The sequence below is a fragment of the Candidatus Desulfofervidus auxilii genome (assembly GCF_001577525.1).
Lineage (GTDB): Bacteria > Desulfobacterota > Desulfofervidia > Desulfofervidales > Desulfofervidaceae > Desulfofervidus > Desulfofervidus auxilii.
Window position 1 is genome coordinate 430,486 of record NZ_CP013015.1, and the last position, 25,747, is coordinate 456,232.

A 25,747-nucleotide genomic window follows, 5' to 3' on the forward strand; every position below is an offset into this window, starting at 1 on the left:
TGAAAATTCTCTTCCCATTTCCATCTTGTAAGATAAATCTCAAATATCTTTAAAACATCCTTTTTCCTTCTATTTCCTATTTGACAACTAGCTGAATTCCTTTATATAATCTGCAAAAGTGACAAAAAGCTTCTTTGAACAATATGAAAAATACATTTTGTTTGTTGTCATTCTCTTTGCTATTGGTATTCGCCTTCCTTATTTAAATTGTCCTATTCAAGTAGATGAAGGGGCCTACACTTATATGGCTCATTTCTGGCTCAAAGGAGAGAGTCTTTATAAGACCCGATTTTTTAATGTCCTACCTGGACTTCCCTTTCTTTACGTTATTATCCTCAAATTCTTTGGAGAAAGCCCAGTAGCTATTCGTGTGTTTATTTCTTTTTATAACGCTTTAACCCTGGTTTTTCTATATTTTGCTGCCAAAAAACTTTTTGGGATAAAAGAGGCAGTTATTACAGCCTCTATTTATGCCTACCTCTCTTGGCTACCCCATATTCGAGGAATCAGCGGTAAAGAACTATTCATGCTCTTACCTTGTGTTGTGGCGCTTTATTTTTTTCTTTGTTATGACCCCAAAAAACAATACCATCTCTTTTTGTGTGGTGTTTTTTCGGCATTAGCCATATTTATTAGACAATCAGCCTTACCTTTGGTGGGACATTTTGCCCTTTTCTCATTCTTACAGACCCCTAAAAAACCATTAAAAGCTGTAGTTATCTATTTGCTAGGTGTGGGAATCCCTTTTGTTTTTATATTGACCTATGGATATTTCACCATGGGAAAAGAGCGTTTTTTATACCAGGTTTTTACCTATCGTATTGATACAAATTCTATCTTTGTAGGTCCTGTTTTATACCATATTCTGCGCTGCCTTTATTCTCTGGGTGTTTCTGGAGTTGTCTTTTTAATCTTGGCTGTGATTGTGGCTAATTTTTATTTACCTTCAAAGTTGCCTCAAAAGATGTTTCTTTTTTCTTACTTCCTATTTTCCTTCTTGGGAGCTATTATCGGAGGAAACTGGTTTTTTCACTATTATCTTCAACTTATTCCCATCTTTTCTCTCTGGCTAGGATGGGGTACAGTAGCTATTATGGAAAAAACCACACTCAAAATTAAGGCTATTTATGTTGGCCTGTTAATAATTCCTTTTATCTTCTATCTATTGGCAGTTGCTTACACTAAAGACCACTGTCTTGGCCCTGAGGAAGGAAATGCTGTGAACAAAAAAGTAGTTTCTTATATAACCCATCATACCACCCCTGAAGAAACAATTTATGGTCTTTTCTATCATAATCCAAGCATTTATTTTTTAGCTAAAAGAAAAGCAGGTGCGCCTTATCTCTTCCGAGACGAACTTCTTTTTGTGCCTAAAAGACTTGAAGAAATAGAAAAATACATAAAAGATAAGAAAATAGACCATTTGATTACTTACGATTTGGATTATACATTATCTATCGTTAGGATGCATTGTGAGTATGATAAAAATAATACTATGAACTTCGTCAAAAGATGTTTTATGCCAAATTTTACTCCATTTTGCCAGGACTATCCTCTGCAAATAACCTTAGTTAGGAATATTTTTAAGGCTATTCCGCAGCAATATGTCAAAAGCAAAATTTTGGCCTTTCCTAAATTTAAAGTGATTATCTGGAATAGGAGGGAATAAAATGAAAAAAATAAAGTCCATAAAAAAAGCGGTTATTCCGGTAGCTGGTTTGGGCACACGGACCCTTCCTGCTACTAAGGCTATACCTAAAGAAATGCTACCTGTAGTGGACAAACCCCTAATTCAATATATTGTAGAAGAGGCCCTGGCTAGTGGAATTGAAGAAATCATATTAGTTACCCGTCAAGGAAAAGACAGTATAGAAAATCATTTTGATAGTGACTATGAATTAGAAACTCTTTTGGCCCAAAGGGAAAAGGGTGAGACATTAGCCACCATTAAAAATATTGTGGATATGATAAACATTATCTCTGTCCGTCAGAAACACCCTCTGGGGTTGGGACATGCTATTTTATGCGCCAAATCCTTGATATTTAATGAACCTTTTGCTGTGCTCTTGCCCGATGACTTAGTAGATAGCGAAACTCCTTGTATTGGCCAGCTTCTAGAGGTATACCAAGAAACAGGGTCTCCGGTAATAGCAGTAGAGCGAATCTCTCCTGAGGAGATTTGGCGATATGGTGTGATTAATCCTGAAGAAGAAAGAGAACGTCTTTACAGAGTTAAAGGTTTAATAGAAAAACCTAGGCCAGAAGAAGCACCTTCTGATTTGGGAGTGATTGGTCGGTATATATTAATACCTCAAATCTTTGACATTTTAGAACACATTCCTTTTGGACGTGGTGGGGAATTACAGTTAACTGATGCCTTACATAGACAGACCCAAATGAATAGTGTTTATGCTTATGAGTTTGAAGGAAAACGCTATGATGCTGGAAATAAATTGGGTTACTTAGAAGCCAATGTAGTCTTTGGCCTGAAACACCCTAAATTAGGAAAGGCCTTTAAGAAGTTCTTGAAGGAAATAATTATTCGCTAAGCTAATATACACCCAATATGGAACCTATCTGGACACCAAAAAAGTGAAATGAGTGGGGGATGAGGTAAAATATGGTTTGGATAAGGCTTAATTGCCTACACATATTAAACCCTTTCTTTTTCCTTTTTCCAAAAATAAATATGGGTTTCCACTGGGCTTTTTGAAAATCCGAGTAACTTCTGGGGCACACCTCAAACCCCTTTTAGAACTAGGAACCCACTAAATACAAGGGTGGGATAAAAACCTTTCTTATCCCAAGGGGAGTTCTTTTAAAAACTCCAATAATGCTTTTGCCTTTTTACTGTCCTGCATATCTAATATCACTTCCATAACTTACTCCTTTTGCTTTCCATATTTTAACAAAAATACCATACATAACTGAATTTTTCAAATTAAAGGAAAAAAAGCAGATACTGTCAGGTTGTTGAAAAAGTCATTTTTTCTTCAGACCAGTTCATAGGCTAACAAAAGCAAAATATTATCCGCAGGGCCACCTGGGGCAGCCAGGAGTGTTAAGGTATAATCCCAAACTACTTAATTTCCTGCTTGCTGTGCCAGACGCGGAGGATGTGAATCTCTGAACTAACTACACGATAGACAACTCGATACGGAGGAACAATGACTTCTCTCAGGGCTGGACTTTGAAATTCTGGAACCACTCGTCCAGATGTGGGAAAATCTTTGAGGCGTTCTACCTTGTTTCTGATGGTCTTGATCATGTTTTCAGCGGCAGATGGATTATCCTCAGATATTGTTCTTTTGATATTGTTCATGTCCTCTATGGCAAGGTGTGTCCATTTCAGCTTTTTCTTTGGCACTGTATCAAAGCCCCAGTTTTTTCATTGCTTCAGCGTGTGAAATCAATTCCCCTTTTTCAGCAGCTTCCATCCCTTTTACTATGGCTTCCATAAAGGCAATTTTTTCCTGTTGCTTCTCAAACTCGGATACCTCCAGAAGCACAGCCACACCACGGCCTCTTTGAGTAATCAGAATGGGTCTTTTAGTTGTCTTGACTTGATTGATAATCTCCGCCCCTTTTGCTCTTAGGTCAGATATGGGTTTTATATCTTCACTAAATTTTATTCTTTGCATTTAAGCCTCCAACTAATTGTAGTTTTAATGGTATAGTTAAAATATCATTAGAGAATACCCTTTGTCAAGGCAAGTAAGCCGGATAAAACTTCTGGTAGCCTTTATAGAACTGCCGTCCCAAACTTCCTTATTTTGACTTCTCCTACAGCTAAAGCCACAGAATTCTGAAGGTCGAGCTGCCTTCACAACCTCGTCTTTAATATAGGCGAGGAATTCGGTGCGCAGCCTCTATTAAGTGTTTATTCCACTCATGAGAAACTCCCACCAGGCCAGTTGGGGGACAGTAGATGGTTTTTAAGAGATGCTTTGAAAATAAAAGTTTTTAAATAAAAGGGTTTTTGTCATTCATCCCACGACTGAAGTAATGGGCTTTCTGGTGGAAGCTTTGGTAAATAGAGTGGGTTAGATAAAAAGTCACCATTTATTAGAGAGATGTTTCCAACCACTCAACGCTAACAATCTTTTCAATTTGTTTAAAGTCAGGGTCTCCAGTAATGATGGTTGCCTTTTCCTTAATCGCAGTAGCAACCGCAAAACAGTCCGCGTATGACATGGGATATCGAGCCTTGATTTTTGCTGCGTGGATTACGTCTTGCAGGGTGTTTTTAACATTAGTTATGGGCAAGGCAGGCAAGATGACGGTTAAAAGGTATTCACCTTTTTCTAAACCTCACTTTTTGCAAGGATATAAAATGTTTCACCAATGTTAATATCATTCATTAATAGAAGGGTTTTTATCTGATGAAAGAAGATTTTTCACTTTCTCCTAACCATCTTCCTGGCATAAATATGCCAGAAGGGGGAAAGAATCAAGCAATATTTTTTCTTCACGCCTTTTATCCTCATTTCGTTCTCTCAGTAATGCTCTTGTTAGTGAAGTCCCCTCTTTGAAAATACCGCAGAAATACTCAACAGGGTCCTCTGGAAGTGGTTCTATTACAATATGGCCTTTTACCACCTTTAAAAGTAACTTCTGTTTTGGCTTTATGCCAAGGGCATCTCTTACCTCTTTTGGTATTACTAACTGTCCTTTTGATGATAGAGTAGATATTGGCATTTCTTACCTCTATTTATTAGTCTTACCTTATTATTAAGTACAACTATTTTGCACTATTTGTCAAACTTTCAAATCTTTTATTTACTCCCAGTTTCCATAAAATACATAGACAGTTACAGTTATTACAGTATCACCTTTTTTACTAAGGAAAATGTGACAAATAAGAAGAAATAATTGCCCCCTCCCTATCTCTTCCACTTACGCAAAAGGGGAAGTTTTTCCCAAACCACAGCCATGTTGACCTATCTTTTTCCCTAGCTATTTTTATCTTATATTTTTTGATTCTTCATAGCTGATACAGCCATAATTTTCTTGACAAAGAAAATATTATATAGTATTCGAAAACTAAGATTCGGAAAATTCATTTTTTACAAAGTTCAAATAGTGTTAGGAATCATATTGGATGTAGCAATTGGACTTATTTTTACTTATGTGCTTTTGAGCCTCATTTGTTCTGGCATAGTAGAATTTTTATCGGCTATTTTTAAATTCAGAGCGAAAAATCTTCAAAAAGTAATTGAAAATATTCTGGGAAGTCATGCGAAAGAATTCTGGAAACAACCTCTCATTAAGTCATCAAGCCATCCTTCAAAAAAACCATCTTATATTCCTGTAGAAAACTTTGTAGAAACAATAGAAAATATGATTTTGTCTGGCTTCTTTGATAAAAATGATAAGACTAATTTCAAAGAAGTTTTGAAGAAGTTAATTGAGGGAAATGGGAAACATATGTGTATCTCTCCGAAAACAGAAAGCAGCGGATTTGAAAATACCATTGCTTACTTCCTCTATAAGTCCTCCAGTGTCGAAGAATTTCGCCGTGACCTGGGTAAGTGGTATGAAAATGTCAGATACAGAGCTCAAGGTTGGTACAAACGAAGGATACTAAAATGGCTTTTTGCTTTCGGATTTATTTTGGCTCTTTTAGGAAATGTAGATACTATGCAGATAACGGAAACTTTATATGTTAATTCTATCTTACGGGATTCTATCGTTAAGCAAGCTACGGAATTTTGGGAGCAACATAATCAGCAAGGTGAAAACTCCACAGGTTCAGAGAAGGAAAAGATAGCTAATGTAAAATTAAATAGCAGGCAAAATGCTAAAGGTAAACAAGACTTTATCGCTGAGCTTGACACTCATTTAAAAATTCTGCCTATTGGTTGGCATGGAAGGTCATTTTCAGCCATTACTAAAAGTCCATTATTATTTTTTGAAAAAATTCTTGGCTGGTTAATCACCGCTGTAGCTGTTTCCTTTGGAGCTCCCTTCTGGTTTGATCTTTTGGGCAAACTGGTTAATTTACGTAGTACCGGGCGGAAACCTGAAGGCATTAAAGAAAGAGATGAAAGGAAATAAGGAATAGAAAAAATAGGGGTCGTGTCTTTGCGGACTGTTGAAAAAGTCATTTTTCCTCAGATCCGTTCATAGGCTAACAAAAGCAAAATATTATCCGCAGGGCCACCTGGGACAGCCAGGAGTGTTAAGGTATAATCCCAATACCCCGAAAGACCTGTTGATCTGCTTAAAAAGGAATTAAGACGAGCAAAAAAGTTGCAGGAGGAAATTGGGCTGCAGATGGAAGAGTATATAGAAAAAAATGATGATTTGAGAGAAAATTACCGTAATCTATTAACAATTGTGGGTATTGGGTAAAAATAAGTGCTATAAGTCTATTAAGCTTATTTAGGACCTATAAAAACACCAATCGCTCCCAGATAACTGCGTTGGTTGACTTTGATCCAACACGAAAGGAATCGGGAACCTCACTTAAGGGGAGAAGTAAAGATAAGCAAGAGCGGGGATGGACTATACGCAGAATATTATATTTCCCTACCTTAACCGCTATAAGATACAATAAGAAGATAAAATCAGTTCACGATAGACTTGTAGACAACCATAAATCTAAGAAATTGGCCATAATAGCTGCAATGAGGAAGCTAGTACTTGTTGCCCATGCAATCTATAAAAACAAAACGGTATTTGTGCTGCTTGATAAAAAATCATAGGGGGGAGTTTTGGACTTGACTTTTTAGACAGTATCTGACCCCAATGATTCAAAAATTGCATTGATAACAAAAAATTGACACTATCTGCACAACCCTAAATCCTCGTTTGCCTTACAAGAAACCCCGTAAGCCTGTCTGCCCCCGCCTGCCTGTCGGGCAGGGAACAGGCAGGTATGCTATAATAAAGCGATTTTGAAAGATTACCTTTCACCTAAAAGGTGAAAAAATACACTTAAGGGGTAAAACAATAATAGAACAAAGAAGAGCACCTGTCTGCTTGTTGGCAGACACGGCCGTCGGGGACAGGCAGGTATGGATTGTCCCCCTAATCATTGGTCAAAAATAAGGACCACAAATGGGATAGAGAGGATCTTTAGGAAAGTAAAAAAGATTAAGACCTATTGGGGTATTTAGTAATCAAGCCAGTTGTGAAAGGATAGCTTATAGTGTTGTTTATCGTTTAAATAAATATTGGGAGGATAACCCTATAAAAGAATTTACACAAAAGAATTGACACTACCTGCTGTCTGTCGGTTGACACATAGTTGACACAACATTATTTGACCTGATGTAATGAAACTTTTGGTTCAGAAGACTCCGATATTTAAGGCACTTCTGGTGCCCCCGAGACGATTTGAACGTCCGACCTAGGGATTAGGAATCCCTCGCTCTATCCTCCTGAGCTACGGGGGCATCTTACTCATTTAACATTTGAAAAGTGCATTTGTCAAGAATCCTGTTCCTGCCAAAAATCTGCGACCTCTTTTTGGATAAAATTCCAACCTGCCCGACGGCAGGCGGGCCTGCCCGACGGCCGTGTCTGCCCCTGCCCGCAGGCAGGCGGGTTTTAGGACTTTTGCAGGAGCTTCTTTTGGTGTTTGTGGTTTTTCTTTTAAAGCTACTCCGGTTTTTTGGAATTTACTAGGCCTTGCTATTTGTTTATAAAATGTTTATATTAAATAGCTAAGTTAAGAATATGAACAAGAATGAAATATAAGGAGAAAGGAGGTGAGAAATATGCCAGCAGGTAATGGAACAGGACCTTTAGGCTTAGGACCCATGACAGGAAGAGGTATGGGTTATTGTGCTGGATTTGGTGTTCCTGGCTACGCAAACCCTAGACCTAGATTGGGTTTAGGATTTGGCTGGGGCAGAGGTAGAGGCTGGCGTTGGTGGTATCGGGCATCTGGTTTGCCAGGATGGGCACGTTTTGGGTATCCTGGAATTGGTCCTGGAGTTAGGCCCCAAGATGAACTCAGTATGTTAAAAGAGCAAGCTAAGTTTTTAGAACAGCAACTAAACACCATTTCTCAGCGGATGAAAGAACTGGAAAAAACCACCCAGGGCCAATAATTAAGTGAGAGGGGTAGCCATTTCTATCCCCTCTCTTTTTGAAAAAAATTTTAGGAGGATTAAAATGAAAGTAGCGGTGAGTGCTAATGCACCTTCTTTGGATGCACAGATTGAACCCAGATTTGGAAGAGCTCCATATTTTGTGTTTGTGGATACAGATACCATGGATGCCGAAATTATAGAGAATCCATTTATAAGTCAAATGAGTGGAGTGGGCATTCAGGTAGCGCAGTTAGTGGCAGAAAAGGGTGTTCAGGCAATAATTACAGGCAATGTAGGCCCAAAGGCCTTTCAAGGCTTAAGTGCAGCAGGTATACAAATTATCACCATAAGTAATGGAACGGTGAGAGAAGCAGTTGAGAAATTTAAACAAGGTAAGTTAACTCCTACTCCGTCTGCTACTAGCCCTGCTCATACCGGTGGCGGTTGGGGACGTGGTATGGGAAAAGGCATGGGCATGGGTCTAGGAATGGGCCGTGGTATGGGAGGTTGTGGATACGGTGGGGTATATAGCCCTTCTGCAGAAACAGAGACTCTAAAGCAACAGCTAAATAATATTCAACAAACACTGGAGCAGATTATAAAAAGATTGGATGCATTAGAAAAGGAAAAGAAATGAACCAACAGTTGATGGAACATATTTTCCAAGCTTTGACCCAAGTGATAGACCCCAGTACAGGATTAGATGTAGTACGCATGAGGGTTATAGAAGATTTACGCATAGAGGATGGAGGTAGGGTAAAACTGGTTTTACACCCTAGCTCTCCTGTCTGTCCCCTTGCTTATAAAGTAGCGGCTGATATTAAGCTGGCCATTAAAGGAGTGCCAGGAGTAAAAGATGTGGAAGTAAAGGTAAAAGAATTTAAAGATGCAGATAGACTTGAAGCTATGCTCAAAGAGATATAAAACAAATATTTCTTAATAGGGGCTTTAGAAATTTTTGTAAAAGGGTTAAAATAAATTATTTTAAGGAGGAATAATTGGCCATATTACCTATTGTTAAATATCCTGAACCCATACTTAAAAAAACAGCCAGAACAGTAGCGGAGGTGAATAAACAGATCCGGAAGTTTATTGATAATATGGCTGAAACTATGTATGAGGCTCCAGGGGTAGGTCTGGCTGCCCCTCAGGTCAACCAGCCTTTACGCATCATTGTAGTTGACCCTACAGGTGAGAAGGCCCAACAGCTTACTGCATTAATTAATCCAGAGATTATTGCTGCAGAAGGTGAAATCTCAAGTGAAGAGGGATGTTTGAGTATACCTGGAATTACGTGCCAGTTAAAGAGATTTGCAAAGGTAAGGATAAGGGGTTATGAACCTATTAAGGGAAAATGGGTAGAAATAGAGGCTGAGGAAATATTAGCCCGTATATTTCAACACGAGATTGACCATTTGAATGGTACCCTCATTTTAGACAGACTGGGGCCGGTTAAACGAGCGCTTTATAAACGGCGATATTTAAAAAATTTAAAAGAATTAAGAAAGTGAAGCCTTATAAAATTCTCTTTTTTGGCACTCCTGAATTTGCCCTTCCTTCTCTTAAAGCTTTGATAGAAACTCCAAATGAGATTTTAGGTGTGGTTACACAGCCAGATAGGCCTAAAGGAAGAGGAAGAAAACTTACTCCTCCACCCATAAAAGTGCTGGCTCAAAAGCACAACCTTCCCATTTACCAGCCAGAGGCGGTTAGAGACAAATTATTCCTTAAAGAAGTTCAACAGCTAAAGCCTGATCTACTAGTGGTAGTCGCCTTTGGTCAGTTTTTACCTAAGGCTTTATTGGAAATTCCACCCTTAGGTGGCATCAATGTTCATCCTTCATTGTTACCTAAATACCGGGGAGCAGCTCCTATTAATTGGGCAATTATCAATGGGGAAACCATAACCGGTATAAGCATTATTAAGGTATCTCTCCAAATGGATAGTGGTGATATCTTATTCCAAAAAGCCATTTCTATTGAACCAGATGAGACGGCCGGGGAGTTACATGATAAGCTAGCCACTCTTGGAGCGGAAGCACTTTTGGAAACCATTCGCCAAATGCAATCAGGCACTATTATATCCATTCCTCAAGACGATAGACTAGCCACCTATGCCCCAAAATTAAAGAGAGAAGATGGATATATCCATTGGGATAAACCTGCCATAAATATAGCTAATCTCATCCGAGGGCTTGCTCCATTTCCTGGTGCATATACATATTTGGATGGAAAGCTTCTAAAGCTTTTTCGTCCTAAAGCCATATCTACCTCAGTAGAGGCTCCTCCCGGAACTATTGTAGAAGCCACTCACGATGGACTCAAAATTAGCACAGGTCAGGGTGTTTTGTTGATAAAGGAGGTGCAGTTACAAGGGAAAAGGCGTTTACCAGTAAAGGAGTTTATAAAGGGCCATCCTGATTTAAAAGGAAAAAAGCTGGGCTAACTTTTCAAAAAAGGAAATTTAAACTCTTGAAGACCGGAGAACCTTGGCAGGTAATTTGCTGACAATAGTTTTTTTACATTCCTTTGCTCCAGCTACTTCTATAAGAAGCTGTTCAGTAGCCAATTTTTGGGCATCCTCAAGTCTTAATACACTACCTCCTTTCACAACATCATATCTTCTGCCTATTCCTTCTGGTAAAGGAGTTGTTTTAAAAACTGTCCAGGTTCTAGTATAAATGTCTTCTCTGAGTGAATATGCTGTTTGTGTATCAGGATGGGTAATTTTTATTTCTCCATACTTAGTTTTTGTTATTTTTATTTCTTTGATTTCTGAAACAAGTCTAACTTTCTCTATAGGAGTAGCTTCTTTTCTAAATAATTTATATATATAAGCCGTTTGTTTTTTGTTCCTCATTTCTTTTTTCATAATATTTCTCTCACGTTGATACATACAAAAACTGTTCCAAAAATAAATTTTTGAACACAGTGAAGGGTTTATTCCAGAATTATCCCTTTTTATCAGGAATTTTTGCGCTATAGCTGAAACTCATGCTAGCATAACCAGTGGCTCTACTGCTCAAAATTTGTTAATTAAGTGCCCAAATTTGTCACTAAATTCCCATGAGAAAAATAAAACCCAGAAAGATAGACTATTTTATCTTGGAACAAAACTTGCTTATAAAAAATAACAGGAGATGAGGACTTTGGTTAACGAAGGGACTTATTGTAAAATGGGATTCAGGAAAGATAAAATTAAAGGCGTTTTTCAACATCGTTTAAACGAACTGCATCTTTATTGTCGTCTGAGAAAGATTGGTATGCCCCACTTCATGGCCAAAGGCATTGCCAAAATAATAAGTCCTAAAAAATTGCTCTATGAAAATGGGAAGCCTGTCTGCATCCGCCTTCCTGCTTGCCAGCAAGGTAGGAAAGACTACAACGGCTCTAAGCCAAATTCAAAACAGACATCTCAAAACTCTAAGAATCTACTATCTTAATTTTAACTCAACTTTTTTCATTTTGTTAATAATTTTAATTAGCAGATATGAGTAGTATATGTTATAAAAAACACCATGAAGTATATAAAAATATTATTATGCCTATTACTGCTTACAACTGCTTGCCAAAAAACACCCAAGTTTACCTTCATGGTAGGAGGAAGTGCCAATGCTCTTCTTTATTGGGAAAGGGTTACAAAAGAATTTGAGACCAAAAAAGGCATTAAAATTGAGCTTATTCGTCTGCCAGCAGATACTGAACAAAGACGTCAAAGGATAGTTATTCCTTTACAAGCAAAGGCCTCTGACCCAGATGTGTTTCTTATGGATGTAATCTGGGTAGGGATGATAGCTGGTGCCAGGTGGCTTGAACCACTTAATCATTATATAAACCGAGATAATTTTGATATTAATAAATTTTTTAAAAGGGTCATAGAGGATGTGGATACCTTTAAACATAAAATTATTGCCTTACCTGTTTATGTGGATGGCGGTCTTCTTTATTATAGAAAGGATTTACTTACTAAATATGGTTACCATGAACCACCTTCTACTTGGGAGACATTGGTAAATATGGCTAAACAAATCCAGAAAAAAGAAAGGATTCAAAATAAAGCGTTTTGGGGATTTGTATGGCAAGGTGCTATGTATGAAGGACTGATTTGCACATTTTTAGAGTTTTGTGCTTCAGGAAATGGGGGAATTTCTTTTGATCCCTTAGGTAAAATCAAGGTAAATACTATGGAAAATCAAAAGGCATTAAAGTTTATGGTAAAACTCATTCACCAAGAAGGTATTTCTCCTCCAAACACCTTTACTGAACTAAAAGAAGAAGAGGTAAGATTGATTTTTCAACAGGGGAATGCCCTCTTTGAAAGGAATTGGCCCTATGCCTGGAAATTACACCAGGAAGACCCGTTTTTAAAAGGAAAAGTAGGCATTACTCAATTACCCCACTTTGAGGGAGGTAAAACTGCTTCTACATTAGGGGGGTGGCATATAGGAATTTCCAAGTTTTCAGATGTAAAAGAGATGGCTTGGGAATTTGTGAAGTTTGTTACTTCTTTTGAGCAACAAAAGAGATTTGTCCTTAAATTGAGTTGGAATCCTGGACGTTTGGATGTATATCAAGATTCTGAGATTAGAGAAAAGATGTCTCATCTTATTATCTTAAAAAATGTATTTGAAATTGCAGTGGCTAGACCCCTTAGCCCATATTATTCTCAAATCTCTCAGATTCTACAAAGACATATAAACGCTGCTTTAGCCCTAAAGGAAATCCCTGATGAGGCACTAAAAAAGGCACAGGCTGAAATAGACCAACTTTTTGCTTATTATGGAAATTAGATTCCATAAAAGAATAACTACTGCTTATATATTTGTCTCTCCCTTGCTTTTGATAATCTTTTTATTTATTTTGGTGCCTATTTTAGGCACTTGGGTAAATAGCCTTTTCCAAGACATCCCTTATCTTCCTAAAAAATTTGTGGGGATGAAAAACTATCTTATTTTAATAAAAAATCCTGACTTTTGGGATGCCTTAAAATTTACTATTTTTTTCACCTTGGCATCTGTATCTTTAGAGACCATTTTGGGTATTTCTTTCGCCTTACTTTTAAAGGAGCGATTTCCTGGAAGAGGAATTTTAAGAACCATGTTACTTATTCCTTGGGCAATCCCTACTGTAATCAGCGCTAGGATCTGGCAGTTAATTTACAATTATAACTATGGATTGCTCAATTATCTCCTTCAAGGTCTAGGATTTTCAGATAAGATAAATTGGTTAGGCACTCCTCAAAGTGCCTTCTGGGCACTGGTATTGGCTGATGTATGGAAAACCACTCCCTTTATGGCCATTATTATACTTACAGGACTTCAAGCCATACCTGAGGATATTTACAAACAGGCCAAAGTAGATGGGGCAAGATTTATAAAAAGATTCTTCTTTATCACCCTTCCCTTGTTACGGCCTGCCTTAATAGTCGCCCTCATATTTAGAACAGCTGATTCCTTAAGAATCTTTGATTTGGTATATGTTCTTACTGGCGGTGGACCAGCCGGGGCAACTAGGACCATTTCTGTCCTCGGCTTCCAATATTATACTAGTGCCGATTTTGGTTTAGGAGCAGCAGTTTCCTCTCTTACCTTTTTAATAGTCTTTGGTTTCTCTCTCCTATATATCAGATTGTGGGGAATTAGAAAGCTATGAGCGAAAGAAGAATAAAATCCATTTTTATAGTTACAGGCTCCATCTTTCTATTTTTGTTTATTATTACTCCTATTTTTTGGATGATGCTTATCTCATTTTCTAAAAATATATCATTTCTCACTGGTGAAACTTACCAATTCAGCTTTTCTAACTATATAACTATTCTTACCTCTAAATCTTTGCATATGATGGATTATTTAAAAAATTCCTTGATAGTGGCCTCCATTACTTCTCCTATAGTGCTTATCATATCTAGTTTTTCTGCCTATGCTATTACTAGGATAAACTTTGCAGGCAGGCGTATTATTCCCCTTTTGGTGTTATCTATTTCTATTTTTCCTCAAATAAGTATTGTGGGTTATCTTTACAAATGGATGGGCAACTTTGGATGGATAAATTCTTATGTAGCCCTGGTGCTTCCATATTTAGCCTGGACATCGCCGTTGGCCTTATGGATCCTTTTAAGTTATTTTTCTCAAATACCAAAGGAGCTAGACAGTGCTGCCTTAATAGATGGAGCAAAAAGACCAAAAATCCTTTTCCGCATCATTCTGCCTTTAGCCACTCCTGGAGTGCTTTCTGGCCTTTTATTGGTTTTTATTGCCTGCTTTAATGAGTTTCTTTTTGCCTTGATGCTTACTTCTGATTATAGGGCACAGACGATCTCTGTGGGTATATCTCTCTTTCAAGGTTTACATGGAGAAATCCCCTGGGGAGAGTTAATGGCTGCCTCATTTTTTGTCACATTTCCATTGATATTACTTACTCTGGTGTTTCAGAGATTTATTATTGAAGGTTTAACCACAGGAGCCATTAAAGAGTGAAAAAAACAGCTATTTTGGTAAGGAATGTAAAAAAGATATTTTCTACTGCAAAGGGGAGAGTCCTTGCCCTTGACAGGATAAACTTAGAAATAAAACCAGGAGAGTTATTTATCATTTTAGGACCAAGTGGATGTGGTAAAAGCACACTTTTAAACATTATTGCTGGTTTGGAAGAGCCCACAGAAGGAGAGATTTTTTTTGGGGATAAGGTTGTTTTTTCAGATAAAAAGCACCTATCTTTAGAACCATTTGAGAGAGATGTGGCTATGGTCTTTCAAAGTTATGCCCTTTATCCTCACATGACAGTTTACCAAAATATGGCCTTTCCTCTGAAAAACTTAAAATACAAAAAAAAGAAAATAAGAGAACAAGTGATTAAAATAGCTCAAATGTTAAGGATAGAAACTCTCTTAGAAAGAAAACCGGCTGAACTCTCAGGTGGTCAAAGACAAAGAGTAGCCATTGGGAGGGCATTAGTAAGAACACCCCAGGTATTACTCATGGATGAGCCTCTTTCTAATCTAGATGCCCAGTTGCGGGCAGAGATGCGAGTAGAACTTAAGGTATTAATTAAAGATTTGGGCATTACCACCATATATGTCACCCATGATCAAACTGAGGCCATGACTTTAGGAGACCGCATTGCCCTATTAAAAGAGGGAGTTTTACAACAAACAGGAAGCCCAGATGAATTATTTTATTGCCCTAAAAACACATTTGTAGCAGGTTTTATAGGCACTCCATCTATGAACTTTCTTTCAGCAGAAATTATTAAATCTATAAAAAAACCCAATATTACCATCGGAATAAGACCCCAGGATATTGAAATAAGACCACCAAACAAAGGCATTATAAATGCCTTTGTCAAATTAGTAGAAAAGATTGGGGATAAATATCTGGTGCATGTAGATTATAGGAAACAAAAAATTATTATAGAAACCTCAAATTTTTCAAAAGAAAAAGAAGTTTCTCTTTTTTGGCCTAAAGAAAAAATGCACTTTTTTGATAAAAATGGAGAAAGGATAGAATCTGTGGAAATAAGGTTTTCATTCGTCTAAGCTGTATTTCTCCTCTGGATATGGATAATCTCTCAACTCATCGTGAAGGGACACTTCATTAACAGCTAAATAAAAATGGCCATGATCACTGAAACCAAATAAAATAGCCTTTTCTTCGCCTCTGAAATAGCAATACCTTTTATTTTTGCTCTACCTCTTTTATCTGTTTTGTTAGCTCTATTAAGGCCGTAGGGGCATTATCTCCTCTTCTCACTCCTAACTTAATAATACGGGTATACCCTCCTTTTACTTCTTGATATCTCTTTCCTATCTCGTCAAAAAGTTTTTTAACTACTTTCTTATCTCTCAAAACAGTCAATGCCTGACGTCTAGCATGTAAATCCCCTCTTTTAGATAAGGATACCATTTTTTCTGCCAAATGACGCAACTCCTTTGCCTTGGCTTCTGTAGTCTGAATACGTTCATGCTTGAATAAAGAGGTTACCATATTACGCAACATAGCTTGACGATGGCTGGCTACCCTTCCTAACTTCCTTCCTTGCTTTCTATGTCTCATACCTGCCCACCTTCTATTTTCTTTAAAATTTCCGGATCCGGAAAGTCTTGTAATTCCATTCCCAAACTTAAACCCATTTGGTGAAGAACATTTTTTATTTCATTTAAAGATTTACGACCAAAATTCCTGGTTTTTAAAAGTTCATCTTCTGTCTTCTGAACCAACTCTCCTATGAGGTGAATATGGGAATTCTTTAAGCAATTCAATGCTCGCACAGAGAGTTCTAACTCATCAATATTTTTATAAAAGACTTCCTTGGGTATCTCTTCTTCTTCTTTCTCTTCAGGTAATTCAGATAATGTTTCCTCCTCTTCCTCAATCAAAAAGATATCTAATTGATCTCTTAATATTTTTGCCGCTAAAGAAATGGCCTTTTCTGAAGTGATTGTGCCATCGGTCCAAACTTCTAAGATAAGCTTATCATAATCAGTCATCTGCCCAACCCTAGCATTACGCACTGTGAAATTTACCTTTCTTATAGGTGAAAAAATGGCATCAATAGGAACAGTCCCTAATGGCTGGCCTTCCTGTTTATTTCTCTCTGCGGGCACATAACCTCTCCCTAAATTAACTGTCATTTCCATAATAAGCTTGGCTTCTTTTGAGGTCAGGGTAGCAATATGTTGCTCAGGGTTTACTATCATTACACTACCATCAGTAATAATATCACCTGCTTTAACTTCCCCTTCACCTTCTTTTTCAATCTTAATTGTTCGTGGAGGATTGGCATGAAGTTTAAGTCTCACTTGTTTTAGATTTAAAACAATATCTGTCACATCTTCTAATACCCCAGAAATAGTTGAAAACTCATGAGCCACACCATCTATCTTTACAGAAGTAATAGCCGCTCCTGGAATAGAAGAAAGCAACACCCGTCTTAAAGCATTACCTAAGGTAATTCCATAGCCCTTTTCTAAAGGTTCATATATAAATTTCCCATAATATGGAGAATAGCTCTTTTCGTCTCTTTCTACCTTTTTTGGTTTGATTAACTTTACTCCACCAACTTTGCTCATGTTAAATTCCCTCAAAATTTATTTAGAATAAAACTCAACGATCAGTTGTTCTTGCACTGGAATAGCAATTTCTTCTCGGGTCGGTAGAGCCTTTATTCTTCCCTCAAATTTTTCCTTATCTACCTCCAGCCAAGAAGGAATCCCTCGGCTGGCTATACCTTCCAAAGCCTCTTTTACAAAAGGTATCTCTTGGCTTTTTTCTCTCAACTTTATCACATCGCCTACCTCTACCAAATAAGAAGGAATATTGACTTTTTTGTTATTGATTAAAATATGACCATGTCTTACCAATTGTCTTGCTTGATTTCGGGAATGCGCAAAACCCATTTTATAGACTACATTATCCAGTCTCCTTTCTAAAAGTATTAATAGTTTTTCTCCTGTTACTCCTTTTTGTTTCTCCGCCTTTTCAAAATAAAGGCGAAATTGCTTTTCTAAAATGCCATAAATCCTTCTTAGCTTTTGCTTCTCCCTTAAAAGCAAACCATACTCTGTTTTTTTCATTCTTGCCTGACCATGCTGACCCGGGGAATAAGGTCTCCTTTCTAAAGCACACTTATCTGTGTAACATCTCTCCCCTTTAAGAAATAACTTCACTCCTTCTCGTCGACATAATCGACAAACAGCCTCTCTATATCTGGCCAAAACTAACCTCCTTATACATCTTATTTTTCATCCCCTGACCTCTAAATTCTAAATTTTTAAACCCTTCTTCTCTTTGGAGGACGACAACCATTATGGGGAATAGGAGTTACATCTTTTATTAAAGTGATTTTTAACCCTGCTGCCTGGATAGCCCGAATAGCAGACTCCCGGCCTGCTCCTGGGCCCTTAACATAGGCTTCTAGTCTCTTCATACCGTGTTCCATAGCTTTTTTAGCTGCATCCTGTCCTGCCAATTGGGCAGCAAAGGGTGTACTCTTCCTTGAACCCTTAAACCCCTTTATTCCTGCACTTGACCAAGCGATAGTATTACCTTGCTTATCTGTAATGGTTATTATGGTATTATTAAAAGTGGCTTGAATATGAACAATGCCTTCTTCTACCAGTTTTTTCTCTCTTTTTTTTACTCTTTGTCTTCTAGCCATTTATTTCTTACTCCTTTGTCTTTTTCTTCCTTTTACCCAAAACAGAACCGCGAGGACCTTTACGGCATCTAGCATTTGAACGCGTGCGCTGTCCTCTTACAGGAAGACCTCTTATATGTCTTAATCCCCGATAACAACCCATGTCAATAAGGCGTTTAATATTTGCTGATACCTCAAGCTTTAAATCCCCCTCTACTTTGTATTCCCTATCAATAATTTCTCTGATCTTTGTCAATTCCTCATCTGTTAAGTCATCTGTTTTTTTATTGAACTCCACTCCGGCTTTCTCCAAAATCTTTTGAGCAGAACTATGCCCAATACCATAAATATTGGTCAAAGCAACCTTTATTCCCTTCCCCTTAGGCATTTCTACACCTGCTATTCTAGCCACTTATTTCCTCCCATTTATCCTTGTCTTTGCTTATGCCTAGGATTTTCACAAATAACCCTAACCACCCCTTTCCTTTTAATAATCTTACACTTACTACAAATCTTCTTAACAGAAGCCCTCACTTTCATTTCATACCCCTTATTTAATTCTATAAACTATCCTCCCTCGGCTTAAATCATAGGGAGAAAGCTCCACCTTCACTCTGTCCCCTGGTAAGACTTTAATAAAATGCATCCTCAACTTTCCAGCAATATGAGCTAGAACCCGATGTCCATTATCTAACTCCACTCTAAACATGGCGTTAGGTAAAGCCTCTACCACCCTTCCTTCTACTTCTATTGCTTCTTCTTTAGGCATCTTTAAATTATAGATAAAATTTCAGGACCATTTTCAGTAATGGCTATAGTATGCTCAAAATGGGCCGAAAGTTTACGGTCTTTTGTCACTGCCGTCCAACCATCAGGCAAAATTTCCACTTCATAAGTCCCCTCATTCACCATAGGCTCAATAGCCAATACCATTCCCTCCTTTAACCTTGGACCTTGGCCAGGTTTGCCAAAGTTAGGCACTTGGGGGTCTTCGTGCAACGAACGGCCAATGCCATGCCCTACAAACTGCCTTACTACTGAATAACCATATTTTTCCACATGGTTTTGAATAGCAGCCGAAATATCATAAAGATGATTTCCTGCTTGTGCCTTTCCAATTCCTTTATACAAGGCTTCTTGAGTTACTTTTAACAACCGTTCTGCCCTTTTAGAAATCTTACCTACTGGCACAGTAATAGCAGCATCTCCATAATAACCATCATAGAGCACACCAAAATCAAAACTTACAATGTCTCCTTCTCTAACTCGCCGTTTTGAGGGAATCCCATGGACTACTTCTTCGTTTATAGAAACACACAAACTAGAAGGATACCCCATATATCCCTTGAAAGCTGGCTTACCACCTTTTTTTACACACAACTCTTCTGCAAATCTATCTAATTCTAAAGTAGTTATACCTGGTTTTGTAATCTCTTTCAATCTCTCTAAAACTTGGGCAACAATAGCATTGCTTTTCCTCATCTTCTGGATTTCCCACCGCGCTTTTAATATAATCATTTAGCCTTCTAGCAATTGCACAATCCGGTTGAAGATATCTTGAATACTTCCTGTTCCGTCTATGCGACGTAATAAACCCTTTTTTTCATAAAATTCTATCAAGGGCTTGGTTTGTTTATTGTATACTTCTAATCGGGCTTTGACAGTTTCTTCATTATCATCTGCGCGTTGGTAAAGTTCACCTCCACACTTATCACACACACCTTCCTGTTTGGGTGGATTAAAGATCACATGATACATTGCTCCACACTTTTTACAAGTCCTACGACCAGTGAGGCGTTTTAACAACTCTCCTTCAGGCACATCTACAGTTATTGCATGGTCAATTTTTTTATTCATTTTTTCTAAAACACCATCTAAGGCCTCTGCTTGAGCTACGGTGCGAGGGAAACCATCTAAGATAAATCCTTTATCACAATCGGCTTCTTTTAATCTTTCTTCAATAAGCCCAATGACCACTTCATCCGAAACTAATTGTCCCTTTTCCATAAACTCCTTGGCCTTTTTACCCAATTCTGTCCCTGCTGCCACAGCCGCTCGCAACATATCGCCTGTGGAAATTTGAGGAATACCATATTTCTCAATTAACATCTTAGCCTGTGTTCCTTTACCTGCACCAGGTGCACCTAAAAGAATAAGATTCATGATAACCTCCTTTCTTTTTTTATGAACTAACTCCCTTAAACTTGCTCTTTTTCAAAAAACCCTCATAATATCTACTAATTAAATGAGTCTCTATCTGGGCAATGGTCTCAATAGCCACCCCAACTACGATTAACAAAGCCGTCCCGCCAAAATAAAATGGGGTATGAAATTTCTTGATCAGAATAGTAGGCAACACACACACTAGAGATACATAAATACCTCCTGCCAAGGTCAAACGAGTAAGAATTTTATCTATAAACTCTGCAGTTCTTTTCCCAGGTCTTATGCCAGGAATATACCCCCCATATTTCCTCATATTATCTGCTACATCCTCAGGATTAAAAATAATAGCTGTATAAAAATAACAAAAAAAGATAATCAAAGCAACATAAAGTAGTAAATATAGAGGAGAACCCCATCTAAACAGTCCCACTACATTTTCTACCACAGGTATTTTTACAAACTGGGCAATAGTAGCAGGAAACATAAGGATAGAAGAGGCAAAAATGGGAGGAATGACCCCAGAAGTGTTAATCCGTAAGGGCAAGTGTGTGCTTTGTCCACCATAAACTCGTCTACCAACCACTCGCCTAGCATATTGAATGGGAATACGCCGCTGCCCTCTTTCCATAAATACGATAAAAGCTACCACAGCTATCATAAACACAATCAACAATATCAATTGAAAAATATTAATTTCGCCTGTTCTCAACAATCTAGTGGTATTTACTATGGCTGGTGGCATACCTGCTACAATACCAGAAAAAATAATGAGAGAAATCCCATTCCCTATCCCCTTTTCTGTAATTTGTTCTCCTAACCACATAAGAAAAGCAGTGCCTGAGGTGAGAGTAATCATAGATAATAATCTAAATCCCCAACCAGGATGAGGCACCACATGCACCTCTCCCAAAACCATGTTTTCCAGACCTACAGAAATAAAAAAGCCTTGGATTAAACTCAAACCAATAGTGGCATAACGAGTATATTGAGTGATTTTTCTACGTCCTAATTCTCCTTCTTTCTTCAGCCTTTCCAAATAAGGCACTACGGCTGTCAGAAGTTCAAAAATGATGGCTGCACTGATATAAGGCATAATACCTAAGGCAAAGATAGAAAGTCGTCTTAATGCTCCCCCAGAGAACATATCTATTAGACCAAAAAGTGTGCCTTTGGTCTTGGCGAAAAAGGCAGTTAGAGCCGCTGTATCTACACCAGGCGTAGGAATATGTATACCTAGCCTATATATAGCTAACATTAAAATGGTAAAGATAATACGACGCTTTAATTCTGGAATTTTAGGAATATTTTGGAATCCCTGAATCACCTAAATTACCTCTACCCTACCTCCAGCAGCCTCTATTTTTGATTTTGCCTGCTGACTTATTTTGTGAACTTTTATCAATAAAGGAAAAGAAATATCTCCATCACCCAAGAGTTTTATCCGTTTATTTTTCTTTTTGATCAAACCTACTTCCAAGAGTTTTTCTGGAGTTACCTCCTCATTCTCTCTAAATTTTTTCACTAAATCTCTTATATTAATAATGGCAAATTCTTCTTTAAAGATATTTTTAAATCCCCGTTTGGGTAAACGTCTATACAAAGGCATCTGGCCACCTTCAAAATAAGGCTTCACCTGACCACCGCTTCTAGCTTTTTGCCCTTTCTGACCCCGACCGCAAGTATTGCCATGGCCTGAACCATCACCTCGACCAAGTCTCTTTTTCTTTCTTATAGCCCCATAAGGTGGTTTCAAGTTATTCAGAGATATCACTATTGCCCCCTATTCTAAAACTTTAACTAAATGAGACACTTTTCTTATCATTCCCCGGATTTGAGGATTATCTGGCAATTCAACTACTTTATTCAGTTTGGTAAGACGCAAACTTTTCAATGTTAATATCTGCCTTTGTGAACATCCATTTTTACTTTTTATCAATTTTATTTTAATAGTCTCACCCATATCCTAATTTTTCTAAATTAAGTTATGCCAACCAACCCAATAATTTCCCCTTTATTTTGTATCTTGTAAGTCCATTAACAACACCTATGAAACACTTTTCATTTCTTTAAAACCATTCATTACTGCCTTTATCACATTATGAGGATTCCTCGAACCTATACATTTAGTCAATATATCTTTGACACCTACTGCTTCCATGATTGCCCTTACAGCACCTCCTGCTTTTATACCCGTACCTCTAGAGGCAGGTTTCAAAATTACCTTAGCTGCCCCAAATTCCGCTATTACCTCATGGGGTATAGTTGAACCTTTAAGAGGAACTTTAAACATATTTTTGCGCGCCTTTTCTATAGCTTTTCTAATAGCATCAGGCACTTCATGAGCCTTACCTAACCCATATCCCACCATACCTTCTCCATCACCTACAATGGCTAAAGCACTAAATTTAAATCTCCTCCCGCCTTTGACTACTTTGGCTACTCGTCTAATTTCTACTATCTTATCTATTAACTGCGGTGTAGCCCCCTTTTCCTCTTCAAAAACCACTAATATCCTCCTTTGGCTCTATTCAAAATTCTACCACATTTCGAACAGATAATAAGAATCATTTGCAGTGCAACCCTTCAGACAGGTCTTACTCCTTTCCCATTTCTCAATTTGCGTTCTCCACTTACTCTTGTTTAAAACTCTAAACCCCCTTCTCTTGCCCCTTCAGCCAAAGCCTTTATTCTACCATGATAGGGAAAACCATTCCTATCAAAAACTACTCTTTTAATTCCCTTTTCTAACGCCCTTTGGGCGACTAACTTACCTACTTCCTTAGAGGGTAATATCTTCCCTTTCATGTTTTTTATTTCTTCTCTTAATACTGGATCAAGAGTGGAAGCTGCTACTAAAGTCCTACCTTGTGTATCATCTATTATCTGGGCATAAATGTGTTTCAAACTTTTAAAAACACACAATCTCACCCTTGTGCTTGTCCCAAATATCTTTTTTCTAATACGCCGCTTTCGGCGAAGTCTAGCTAACCTTTTCTCTCTTGCCGAAATCACAAATTATTTCCCTCCTGTCTTACCAGCCTTTCTATGTATTTGTTCATTTTCATAACTAATACCTTTTCCTTTATAAGGCTCTGGGGGCCTAAATTTTCTAATAATAGCTGCCACTTGACCTACTAATTCCTTGTCTATACCTTCAACAATAATTTTTTTTCCATCTACTCTTAAATTAATACCTTCTGGAGGCTCATATTCTAAAGGATGAGAGAAACCTAGAGATAATACCATCTTTCTACCCTTTAACTCAACCTTATATCCTAAACCCTCAATCACCAATATCTTTTTAAATCCCTCGGTTACCCCTTTTACCATATTAGCAACAAGTTGCCTGGTTAAACCATGCAAGGCTTTAGCTTGTTTTGAATCATTGTCACGTAAGACCTTTATAATGTTACCTTCTTGTTTAACCTTTATATAAGGTGTAATTTCTCGCTTCAGTTCTCCCTTCGGCCCTTTTACGCATATATATCCATCATCAATTACTACCTCTACCTTATCTGGAATATTTATAGGTATTTTTCCTATGCGCGACATAACATATCTCCTACCAGATAGAACAAAGCCATTCTCCACCTATCCCCAATGCCCTGGCCTGTTTATCTGTCAATATACCCTTTGAAGTGGAAATAATAGCAATACCCAAACCATTAAGCACATAAGGTATTTTTTCTTTTTTCACATAAATTCGTCTGCCAGGTTTACTAATTCTTTTCAAGCCAGAAATAACACTCTTTTTATCTTCGTTATACTTGAGAGTGACTTTTATAATCCCCTGTTTACCATCTTTGATCAATTTATGTTGTTGAATATAACCTTCTTGTTTAAGGATATGAATAATACTTAATTTAAGTTTTGAACTAGGAATTTCTACCTCAGACTTTTTTGCCTGAATGGCATTCCTTATACGTGTTAACATATCAGCAATAGGATCAGTAACATTAGACATAAATACTCCTCTCTACCAACTTGCTTTTATTACTCCAGGAATTTCTCCCTTTAAAGCTAATGTTCGGAAACAAATTCTACACACACCAAACTTTCTCAAAAAAGCACGAGACCTACCACATAAAGGACAGCGGTTATATTTTCTGGTTTTAAACTTAGGTGGTCTCTGTGCCTTTATCATTAACGCCTTTCTTGCCATTACTATCTCCTAAAAGGTAATCCCAGTTTTTCTAAAAGACTCTTACCTTCTTCATCTGTTTTTGCTGTAGTTACAAAAGTAATATTCATTCCCTTAACTTTATCTATTTTGTCATAATCTATCTCTGGAAAAATAATATGTTCCTTAATCCCCAAAGTATAATTACCACGACCATCAAAGGCTTCATCTGAAACGCCTTTAAAATCTCGCACTCGGGGTAAAGCAAAATTAACTAGTCTATCAAAAAAATCATACATTCTATCTCGCCGCAATGTAACTTTACAGCCAATAGGCATACCAGCTCGTAATTTAAAAGCAGCGATTGATTTCTTCGCTCGTCTAATCACTGGTCTTTGTCCAGCAATCAAAGCCAATTCCTCAACCGCAGCATCTAGAATCCTTATGTTCTGTGTTGCTTCTCCAACTCCCATATTAAGCACTATCTTAACCAACTTGGGCACTTGCATAGGGTTTTTATAGCCAAACTCTTTCATCAGTAAAGGCACTACCTTTTTCTCATAGTATTCTCTCAATCTAGCCCTCATTCCACTATACCTTATCTATAACTTCATTGCACTTTTTACAATATCTTACTTTCCGACCATCCTCTAAAACCTTTCTTCCGATACGGACAGGTCGCATACATTTATCACACATAACCATTACATTGGATATATGAATAGGTGCTTCTTTCTCAATTATTCCTCCCTTTCCAGTAGTAGGACTTGGTTTGGCGTGACGTTTTACCATATTTATTTTTTCCACAATAATCTTTTGTTCCTTAGGGAGAACCTTCAAAACTTTACCAATTCTGCCCTTTTCCTTACCTGCTATAACCATTACCTTATCATCTTTTTTAATGCATAAGCTCATTATACTACCTCAGGTGCTAAAGAAACTATCTTCATAAAATTTTTTGCTCTCAACTCTCGAGCAACAGGTCCAAATATCCGCGTACCTATAGGCTCCCCTGCGGGATTTAAAAGGACTACAGCATTATTATCAAAACGGACATAGGTACCATCACTACGTCCCATTTCTTTCTTGGTCCTTACTACCACTGCCCTCAAGACCGTTCCTTTTTTTACTTTTGATTCAGGTAAAGCATCCTTTACAGAAACAACAATCACATCTCCGATCTCAGCATATCTTTTTGCAGACCCACCAAGAACCCCTATGCAAGCTACCGTTTTTGCACCACTATTATCTGCCACTTCAAGCTGGGTCTGTCTTTGAATCATCT

At 37.7% G+C, this 25,747-nt stretch carries 37 protein-coding genes, 1 tRNA gene and 1 pseudogene; 13 read left to right on the forward strand and 26 right to left on the reverse strand.

Annotated elements, in window-relative coordinates; genetic code table 11:
* The first annotated feature begins 118 nt into the window (after positions 1–118).
* Together HS1_RS02205 and galU are read left to right on the forward strand one after the other, a co-directional pair.
* Entirely contained in the window at positions 119–1,669 is a 1,551-nt protein-coding gene (locus HS1_RS02205; RefSeq protein ID WP_066060534.1) for an ArnT family glycosyltransferase, read from the forward strand.
* Position 1,670: 1 nt separating this feature from the next.
* Complete coding sequence (galU, locus tag HS1_RS02210; protein ID WP_066060535.1) at positions 1,671–2,549, forward strand: UTP--glucose-1-phosphate uridylyltransferase GalU; 879 nt, start codon at positions 1,671–1,673, stop codon at positions 2,547–2,549.
* A gap of 530 nt (positions 2,550–3,079) precedes the next feature.
* On the opposite strand, the gene HS1_RS02220 is transcribed toward galU, so the two are convergent.
* The 4 genes from HS1_RS02220 to HS1_RS02235 all read right to left on the reverse strand — a co-directional run bounded on the left by HS1_RS02220 (position 3,080) and on the right by HS1_RS02235 (position 4,698).
* The gene (locus HS1_RS02220) at positions 3,080–3,367 is read right to left on the reverse strand and encodes a type II toxin-antitoxin system RelE/ParE family toxin (RefSeq protein WP_066060537.1); all 288 of its coding nucleotides are present in this window, start codon (positions 3,365–3,367) and stop codon (positions 3,080–3,082) included.
* A 4-nt stretch (positions 3,368–3,371) separates the two neighbouring features.
* Positions 3,372–3,641 carry a type II toxin-antitoxin system Phd/YefM family antitoxin gene (locus tag HS1_RS02225; RefSeq protein ID WP_066060538.1) on the reverse strand — a complete coding sequence of 90 codons (270 nt, stop codon included), beginning with the start codon at positions 3,639–3,641 and terminating at the stop codon, positions 3,372–3,374.
* Between the two features lie 424 nt (positions 3,642–4,065).
* Positions 4,066–4,275: a PIN domain-containing protein gene (locus tag HS1_RS02230; RefSeq protein WP_066060539.1), complete on the reverse strand. Its 210-nt coding sequence runs from the start codon at positions 4,273–4,275 to the stop codon at positions 4,066–4,068.
* Between the two features lie 132 nt (positions 4,276–4,407).
* Positions 4,408–4,698 carry an AbrB/MazE/SpoVT family DNA-binding domain-containing protein gene (locus HS1_RS02235; RefSeq protein WP_066060540.1) on the reverse strand — a complete coding sequence of 97 codons (291 nt, stop codon included), beginning with the start codon at positions 4,696–4,698 and terminating at the stop codon, positions 4,408–4,410.
* A 384-nt stretch (positions 4,699–5,082) separates the two neighbouring features.
* On the opposite strand from HS1_RS02235, the gene HS1_RS02240 reads away from it, so the two are divergent.
* Positions 5,083–6,057 (forward strand): hypothetical protein, encoded by a 975-nt coding sequence (locus tag HS1_RS02240; RefSeq protein WP_156469353.1) that lies wholly within the window; start codon positions 5,083–5,085, stop codon positions 6,055–6,057.
* A gap of 1,266 nt (positions 6,058–7,323) precedes the next feature.
* On the opposite strand, the gene HS1_RS02250 is transcribed toward HS1_RS02240, so the two are convergent.
* Positions 7,324–7,400 (reverse strand) — tRNA-Arg (locus HS1_RS02250).
* Between the two features lie 324 nt (positions 7,401–7,724).
* Here HS1_RS02250 and HS1_RS02255 point away from each other — a divergent pair.
* The 5 genes from HS1_RS02255 to fmt all read left to right on the forward strand — a co-directional run bounded on the left by HS1_RS02255 (position 7,725) and on the right by fmt (position 10,488).
* The gene (locus HS1_RS02255; protein ID WP_066060543.1) at positions 7,725–8,060 is read left to right on the forward strand and encodes a DUF5320 domain-containing protein; all 336 of its coding nucleotides are present in this window, start codon (positions 7,725–7,727) and stop codon (positions 8,058–8,060) included.
* A gap of 64 nt (positions 8,061–8,124) precedes the next feature.
* Positions 8,125–8,679 carry a NifB/NifX family molybdenum-iron cluster-binding protein gene (locus HS1_RS02260; RefSeq protein WP_082757554.1) on the forward strand — a complete coding sequence of 185 codons (555 nt, stop codon included), beginning with the start codon at positions 8,125–8,127 and terminating at the stop codon, positions 8,677–8,679.
* Positions 8,676–8,966: a metal-sulfur cluster assembly factor gene (locus HS1_RS02265; protein ID WP_066060544.1), complete on the forward strand. Its 291-nt coding sequence runs from the start codon at positions 8,676–8,678 to the stop codon at positions 8,964–8,966. The genes HS1_RS02260 and HS1_RS02265 overlap by 4 nt, the downstream gene beginning before the upstream one ends.
* 74 nt (positions 8,967–9,040) lie before the next feature.
* Entirely contained in the window at positions 9,041–9,553 is a 513-nt protein-coding gene (def, locus tag HS1_RS02270; protein WP_066060545.1) for a peptide deformylase, read from the forward strand.
* Complete coding sequence (gene fmt, locus HS1_RS02275; RefSeq protein ID WP_066060546.1) at positions 9,550–10,488, forward strand: methionyl-tRNA formyltransferase; 939 nt, start codon at positions 9,550–9,552, stop codon at positions 10,486–10,488. The genes def and fmt overlap by 4 nt, the downstream gene beginning before the upstream one ends.
* An 18-nt stretch (positions 10,489–10,506) precedes the next feature.
* Here the strand turns inward: fmt and HS1_RS02280 are convergent, their stop codons facing one another.
* The gene (locus HS1_RS02280; protein ID WP_066060547.1) at positions 10,507–10,914 is read right to left on the reverse strand and encodes a hypothetical protein; all 408 of its coding nucleotides are present in this window, start codon (positions 10,912–10,914) and stop codon (positions 10,507–10,509) included.
* A gap of 268 nt (positions 10,915–11,182) precedes the next feature.
* Here HS1_RS02280 and HS1_RS02285 point away from each other — a divergent pair, with 268 nt between their 5' ends.
* From HS1_RS02285 to HS1_RS02305, 5 genes are all read left to right on the forward strand, one after another.
* Positions 11,183–11,485: a hypothetical protein gene (locus HS1_RS02285; protein WP_156469354.1), complete on the forward strand. Its 303-nt coding sequence runs from the start codon at positions 11,183–11,185 to the stop codon at positions 11,483–11,485.
* 75 nt (positions 11,486–11,560) lie between these two features.
* Positions 11,561–12,832 carry an ABC transporter substrate-binding protein gene (locus HS1_RS02290; protein ID WP_066060549.1) on the forward strand — a complete coding sequence of 424 codons (1,272 nt, stop codon included), beginning with the start codon at positions 11,561–11,563 and terminating at the stop codon, positions 12,830–12,832.
* Positions 12,822–13,694: a carbohydrate ABC transporter permease gene (locus HS1_RS02295; protein ID WP_066060550.1), complete on the forward strand. Its 873-nt coding sequence runs from the start codon at positions 12,822–12,824 to the stop codon at positions 13,692–13,694. Before HS1_RS02290 ends, HS1_RS02295 begins: the two co-directional genes overlap by 11 nt.
* On the forward strand, positions 13,691–14,518 hold the full coding sequence (locus tag HS1_RS02300) for a carbohydrate ABC transporter permease (RefSeq protein ID WP_066060551.1): 828 nt from the start codon (positions 13,691–13,693) through the stop codon (positions 14,516–14,518). The genes HS1_RS02295 and HS1_RS02300 overlap by 4 nt, the downstream gene beginning before the upstream one ends.
* Positions 14,515–15,576, forward strand: a complete 1,062-nt coding sequence (locus tag HS1_RS02305) for an ABC transporter ATP-binding protein (RefSeq protein ID WP_281178330.1) — start codon at positions 14,515–14,517, stop codon at positions 15,574–15,576. Before HS1_RS02300 ends, HS1_RS02305 begins: the two co-directional genes overlap by 4 nt.
* A gap of 142 nt (positions 15,577–15,718) precedes the next feature.
* Here the strand turns inward: HS1_RS02305 and rplQ are convergent.
* The 20 genes and pseudogenes from rplQ to rplN all read right to left on the reverse strand — a co-directional run.
* A pseudogene (gene rplQ / locus HS1_RS02310) lies at positions 15,719–16,093 on the reverse strand (50S ribosomal protein L17); the annotation flags it as partial.
* Positions 16,090–17,109: a DNA-directed RNA polymerase subunit alpha gene (locus HS1_RS02315; protein WP_066060553.1), complete on the reverse strand. Its 1,020-nt coding sequence runs from the start codon at positions 17,107–17,109 to the stop codon at positions 16,090–16,092. The gene HS1_RS02315 and the pseudogene rplQ, both read right to left, overlap by 4 nt.
* Before the next feature lie 18 nt (positions 17,110–17,127).
* Positions 17,128–17,754: a 30S ribosomal protein S4 gene (rpsD, locus tag HS1_RS02320; protein ID WP_066060554.1), complete on the reverse strand. Its 627-nt coding sequence runs from the start codon at positions 17,752–17,754 to the stop codon at positions 17,128–17,130.
* Positions 17,755–17,810: 56 nt separating this feature from the next.
* Positions 17,811–18,197 carry a 30S ribosomal protein S11 gene (rpsK, locus tag HS1_RS02325; RefSeq protein WP_066060555.1) on the reverse strand — a complete coding sequence of 129 codons (387 nt, stop codon included), beginning with the start codon at positions 18,195–18,197 and terminating at the stop codon, positions 17,811–17,813.
* Between the two features lie 7 nt (positions 18,198–18,204).
* Complete coding sequence (gene rpsM, locus HS1_RS02330) at positions 18,205–18,588, reverse strand: 30S ribosomal protein S13 (protein ID WP_066060556.1); 384 nt, start codon at positions 18,586–18,588, stop codon at positions 18,205–18,207.
* A 14-nt stretch (positions 18,589–18,602) separates the two neighbouring features.
* On the reverse strand, positions 18,603–18,716 hold the full coding sequence (gene rpmJ / locus HS1_RS02335) for a 50S ribosomal protein L36 (RefSeq protein ID WP_066060557.1): 114 nt from the start codon (positions 18,714–18,716) through the stop codon (positions 18,603–18,605).
* Positions 18,717–18,726: 10 nt separating this feature from the next.
* Positions 18,727–18,945 carry a translation initiation factor IF-1 gene (gene infA, locus HS1_RS02340; protein WP_066060558.1) on the reverse strand — a complete coding sequence of 73 codons (219 nt, stop codon included), beginning with the start codon at positions 18,943–18,945 and terminating at the stop codon, positions 18,727–18,729.
* 2 nt (positions 18,946–18,947) lie between these two features.
* Positions 18,948–19,694, reverse strand: coding sequence for a type I methionyl aminopeptidase (map, locus tag HS1_RS02345; protein ID WP_066060559.1), 747 nt, complete (start codon positions 19,692–19,694; stop codon positions 18,948–18,950).
* Entirely contained in the window at positions 19,695–20,339 is a 645-nt protein-coding gene (locus HS1_RS02350; protein WP_066060560.1) for an adenylate kinase, read from the reverse strand. It abuts the gene before it with no gap.
* 19 nt (positions 20,340–20,358) lie between these two features.
* The gene (secY, locus tag HS1_RS02355; protein WP_066060561.1) at positions 20,359–21,666 is read right to left on the reverse strand and encodes a preprotein translocase subunit SecY; all 1,308 of its coding nucleotides are present in this window, start codon (positions 21,664–21,666) and stop codon (positions 20,359–20,361) included.
* On the reverse strand, positions 21,667–22,110 hold the full coding sequence (rplO, locus tag HS1_RS02360) for a 50S ribosomal protein L15 (RefSeq protein ID WP_066066392.1): 444 nt from the start codon (positions 22,108–22,110) through the stop codon (positions 21,667–21,669).
* Positions 22,111–22,122: 12 nt separating this feature from the next.
* Positions 22,123–22,302 carry a 50S ribosomal protein L30 gene (gene rpmD, locus HS1_RS02365; RefSeq protein ID WP_066060562.1) on the reverse strand — a complete coding sequence of 60 codons (180 nt, stop codon included), beginning with the start codon at positions 22,300–22,302 and terminating at the stop codon, positions 22,123–22,125.
* An 84-nt stretch (positions 22,303–22,386) separates the two neighbouring features.
* Positions 22,387–22,848, reverse strand: coding sequence for a 30S ribosomal protein S5 (gene rpsE, locus HS1_RS02370; RefSeq protein WP_066060563.1), 462 nt, complete (start codon positions 22,846–22,848; stop codon positions 22,387–22,389).
* Positions 22,849–22,982: 134 nt separating this feature from the next.
* Positions 22,983–23,354 (reverse strand): 50S ribosomal protein L18, encoded by a 372-nt coding sequence (rplR, locus tag HS1_RS02375; protein WP_082757555.1) that lies wholly within the window; start codon positions 23,352–23,354, stop codon positions 22,983–22,985.
* A gap of 3 nt (positions 23,355–23,357) precedes the next feature.
* Positions 23,358–23,894 (reverse strand): 50S ribosomal protein L6, encoded by a 537-nt coding sequence (gene rplF / locus HS1_RS02380; RefSeq protein ID WP_066060564.1) that lies wholly within the window; start codon positions 23,892–23,894, stop codon positions 23,358–23,360.
* A gap of 10 nt (positions 23,895–23,904) precedes the next feature.
* Positions 23,905–24,306, reverse strand: coding sequence for a 30S ribosomal protein S8 (gene rpsH / locus HS1_RS02385; protein ID WP_066060565.1), 402 nt, complete (start codon positions 24,304–24,306; stop codon positions 23,905–23,907).
* Positions 24,307–24,318: 12 nt separating this feature from the next.
* Complete coding sequence (locus tag HS1_RS02390; RefSeq protein ID WP_066060566.1) at positions 24,319–24,504, reverse strand: type Z 30S ribosomal protein S14; 186 nt, start codon at positions 24,502–24,504, stop codon at positions 24,319–24,321.
* Between the two features lie 2 nt (positions 24,505–24,506).
* Positions 24,507–25,049, reverse strand: coding sequence for a 50S ribosomal protein L5 (gene rplE, locus HS1_RS02395; RefSeq protein WP_066060567.1), 543 nt, complete (start codon positions 25,047–25,049; stop codon positions 24,507–24,509).
* Positions 25,050–25,053: 4 nt separating this feature from the next.
* On the reverse strand, positions 25,054–25,380 hold the full coding sequence (rplX, locus tag HS1_RS02400; protein WP_420886054.1) for a 50S ribosomal protein L24: 327 nt from the start codon (positions 25,378–25,380) through the stop codon (positions 25,054–25,056).
* On the reverse strand, positions 25,377–25,745 hold the full coding sequence (rplN, locus tag HS1_RS02405) for a 50S ribosomal protein L14 (protein ID WP_066060569.1): 369 nt from the start codon (positions 25,743–25,745) through the stop codon (positions 25,377–25,379). The genes rplX and rplN overlap by 4 nt, the downstream gene beginning before the upstream one ends.
* Positions 25,746–25,747 lie beyond the last annotated feature (2 nt).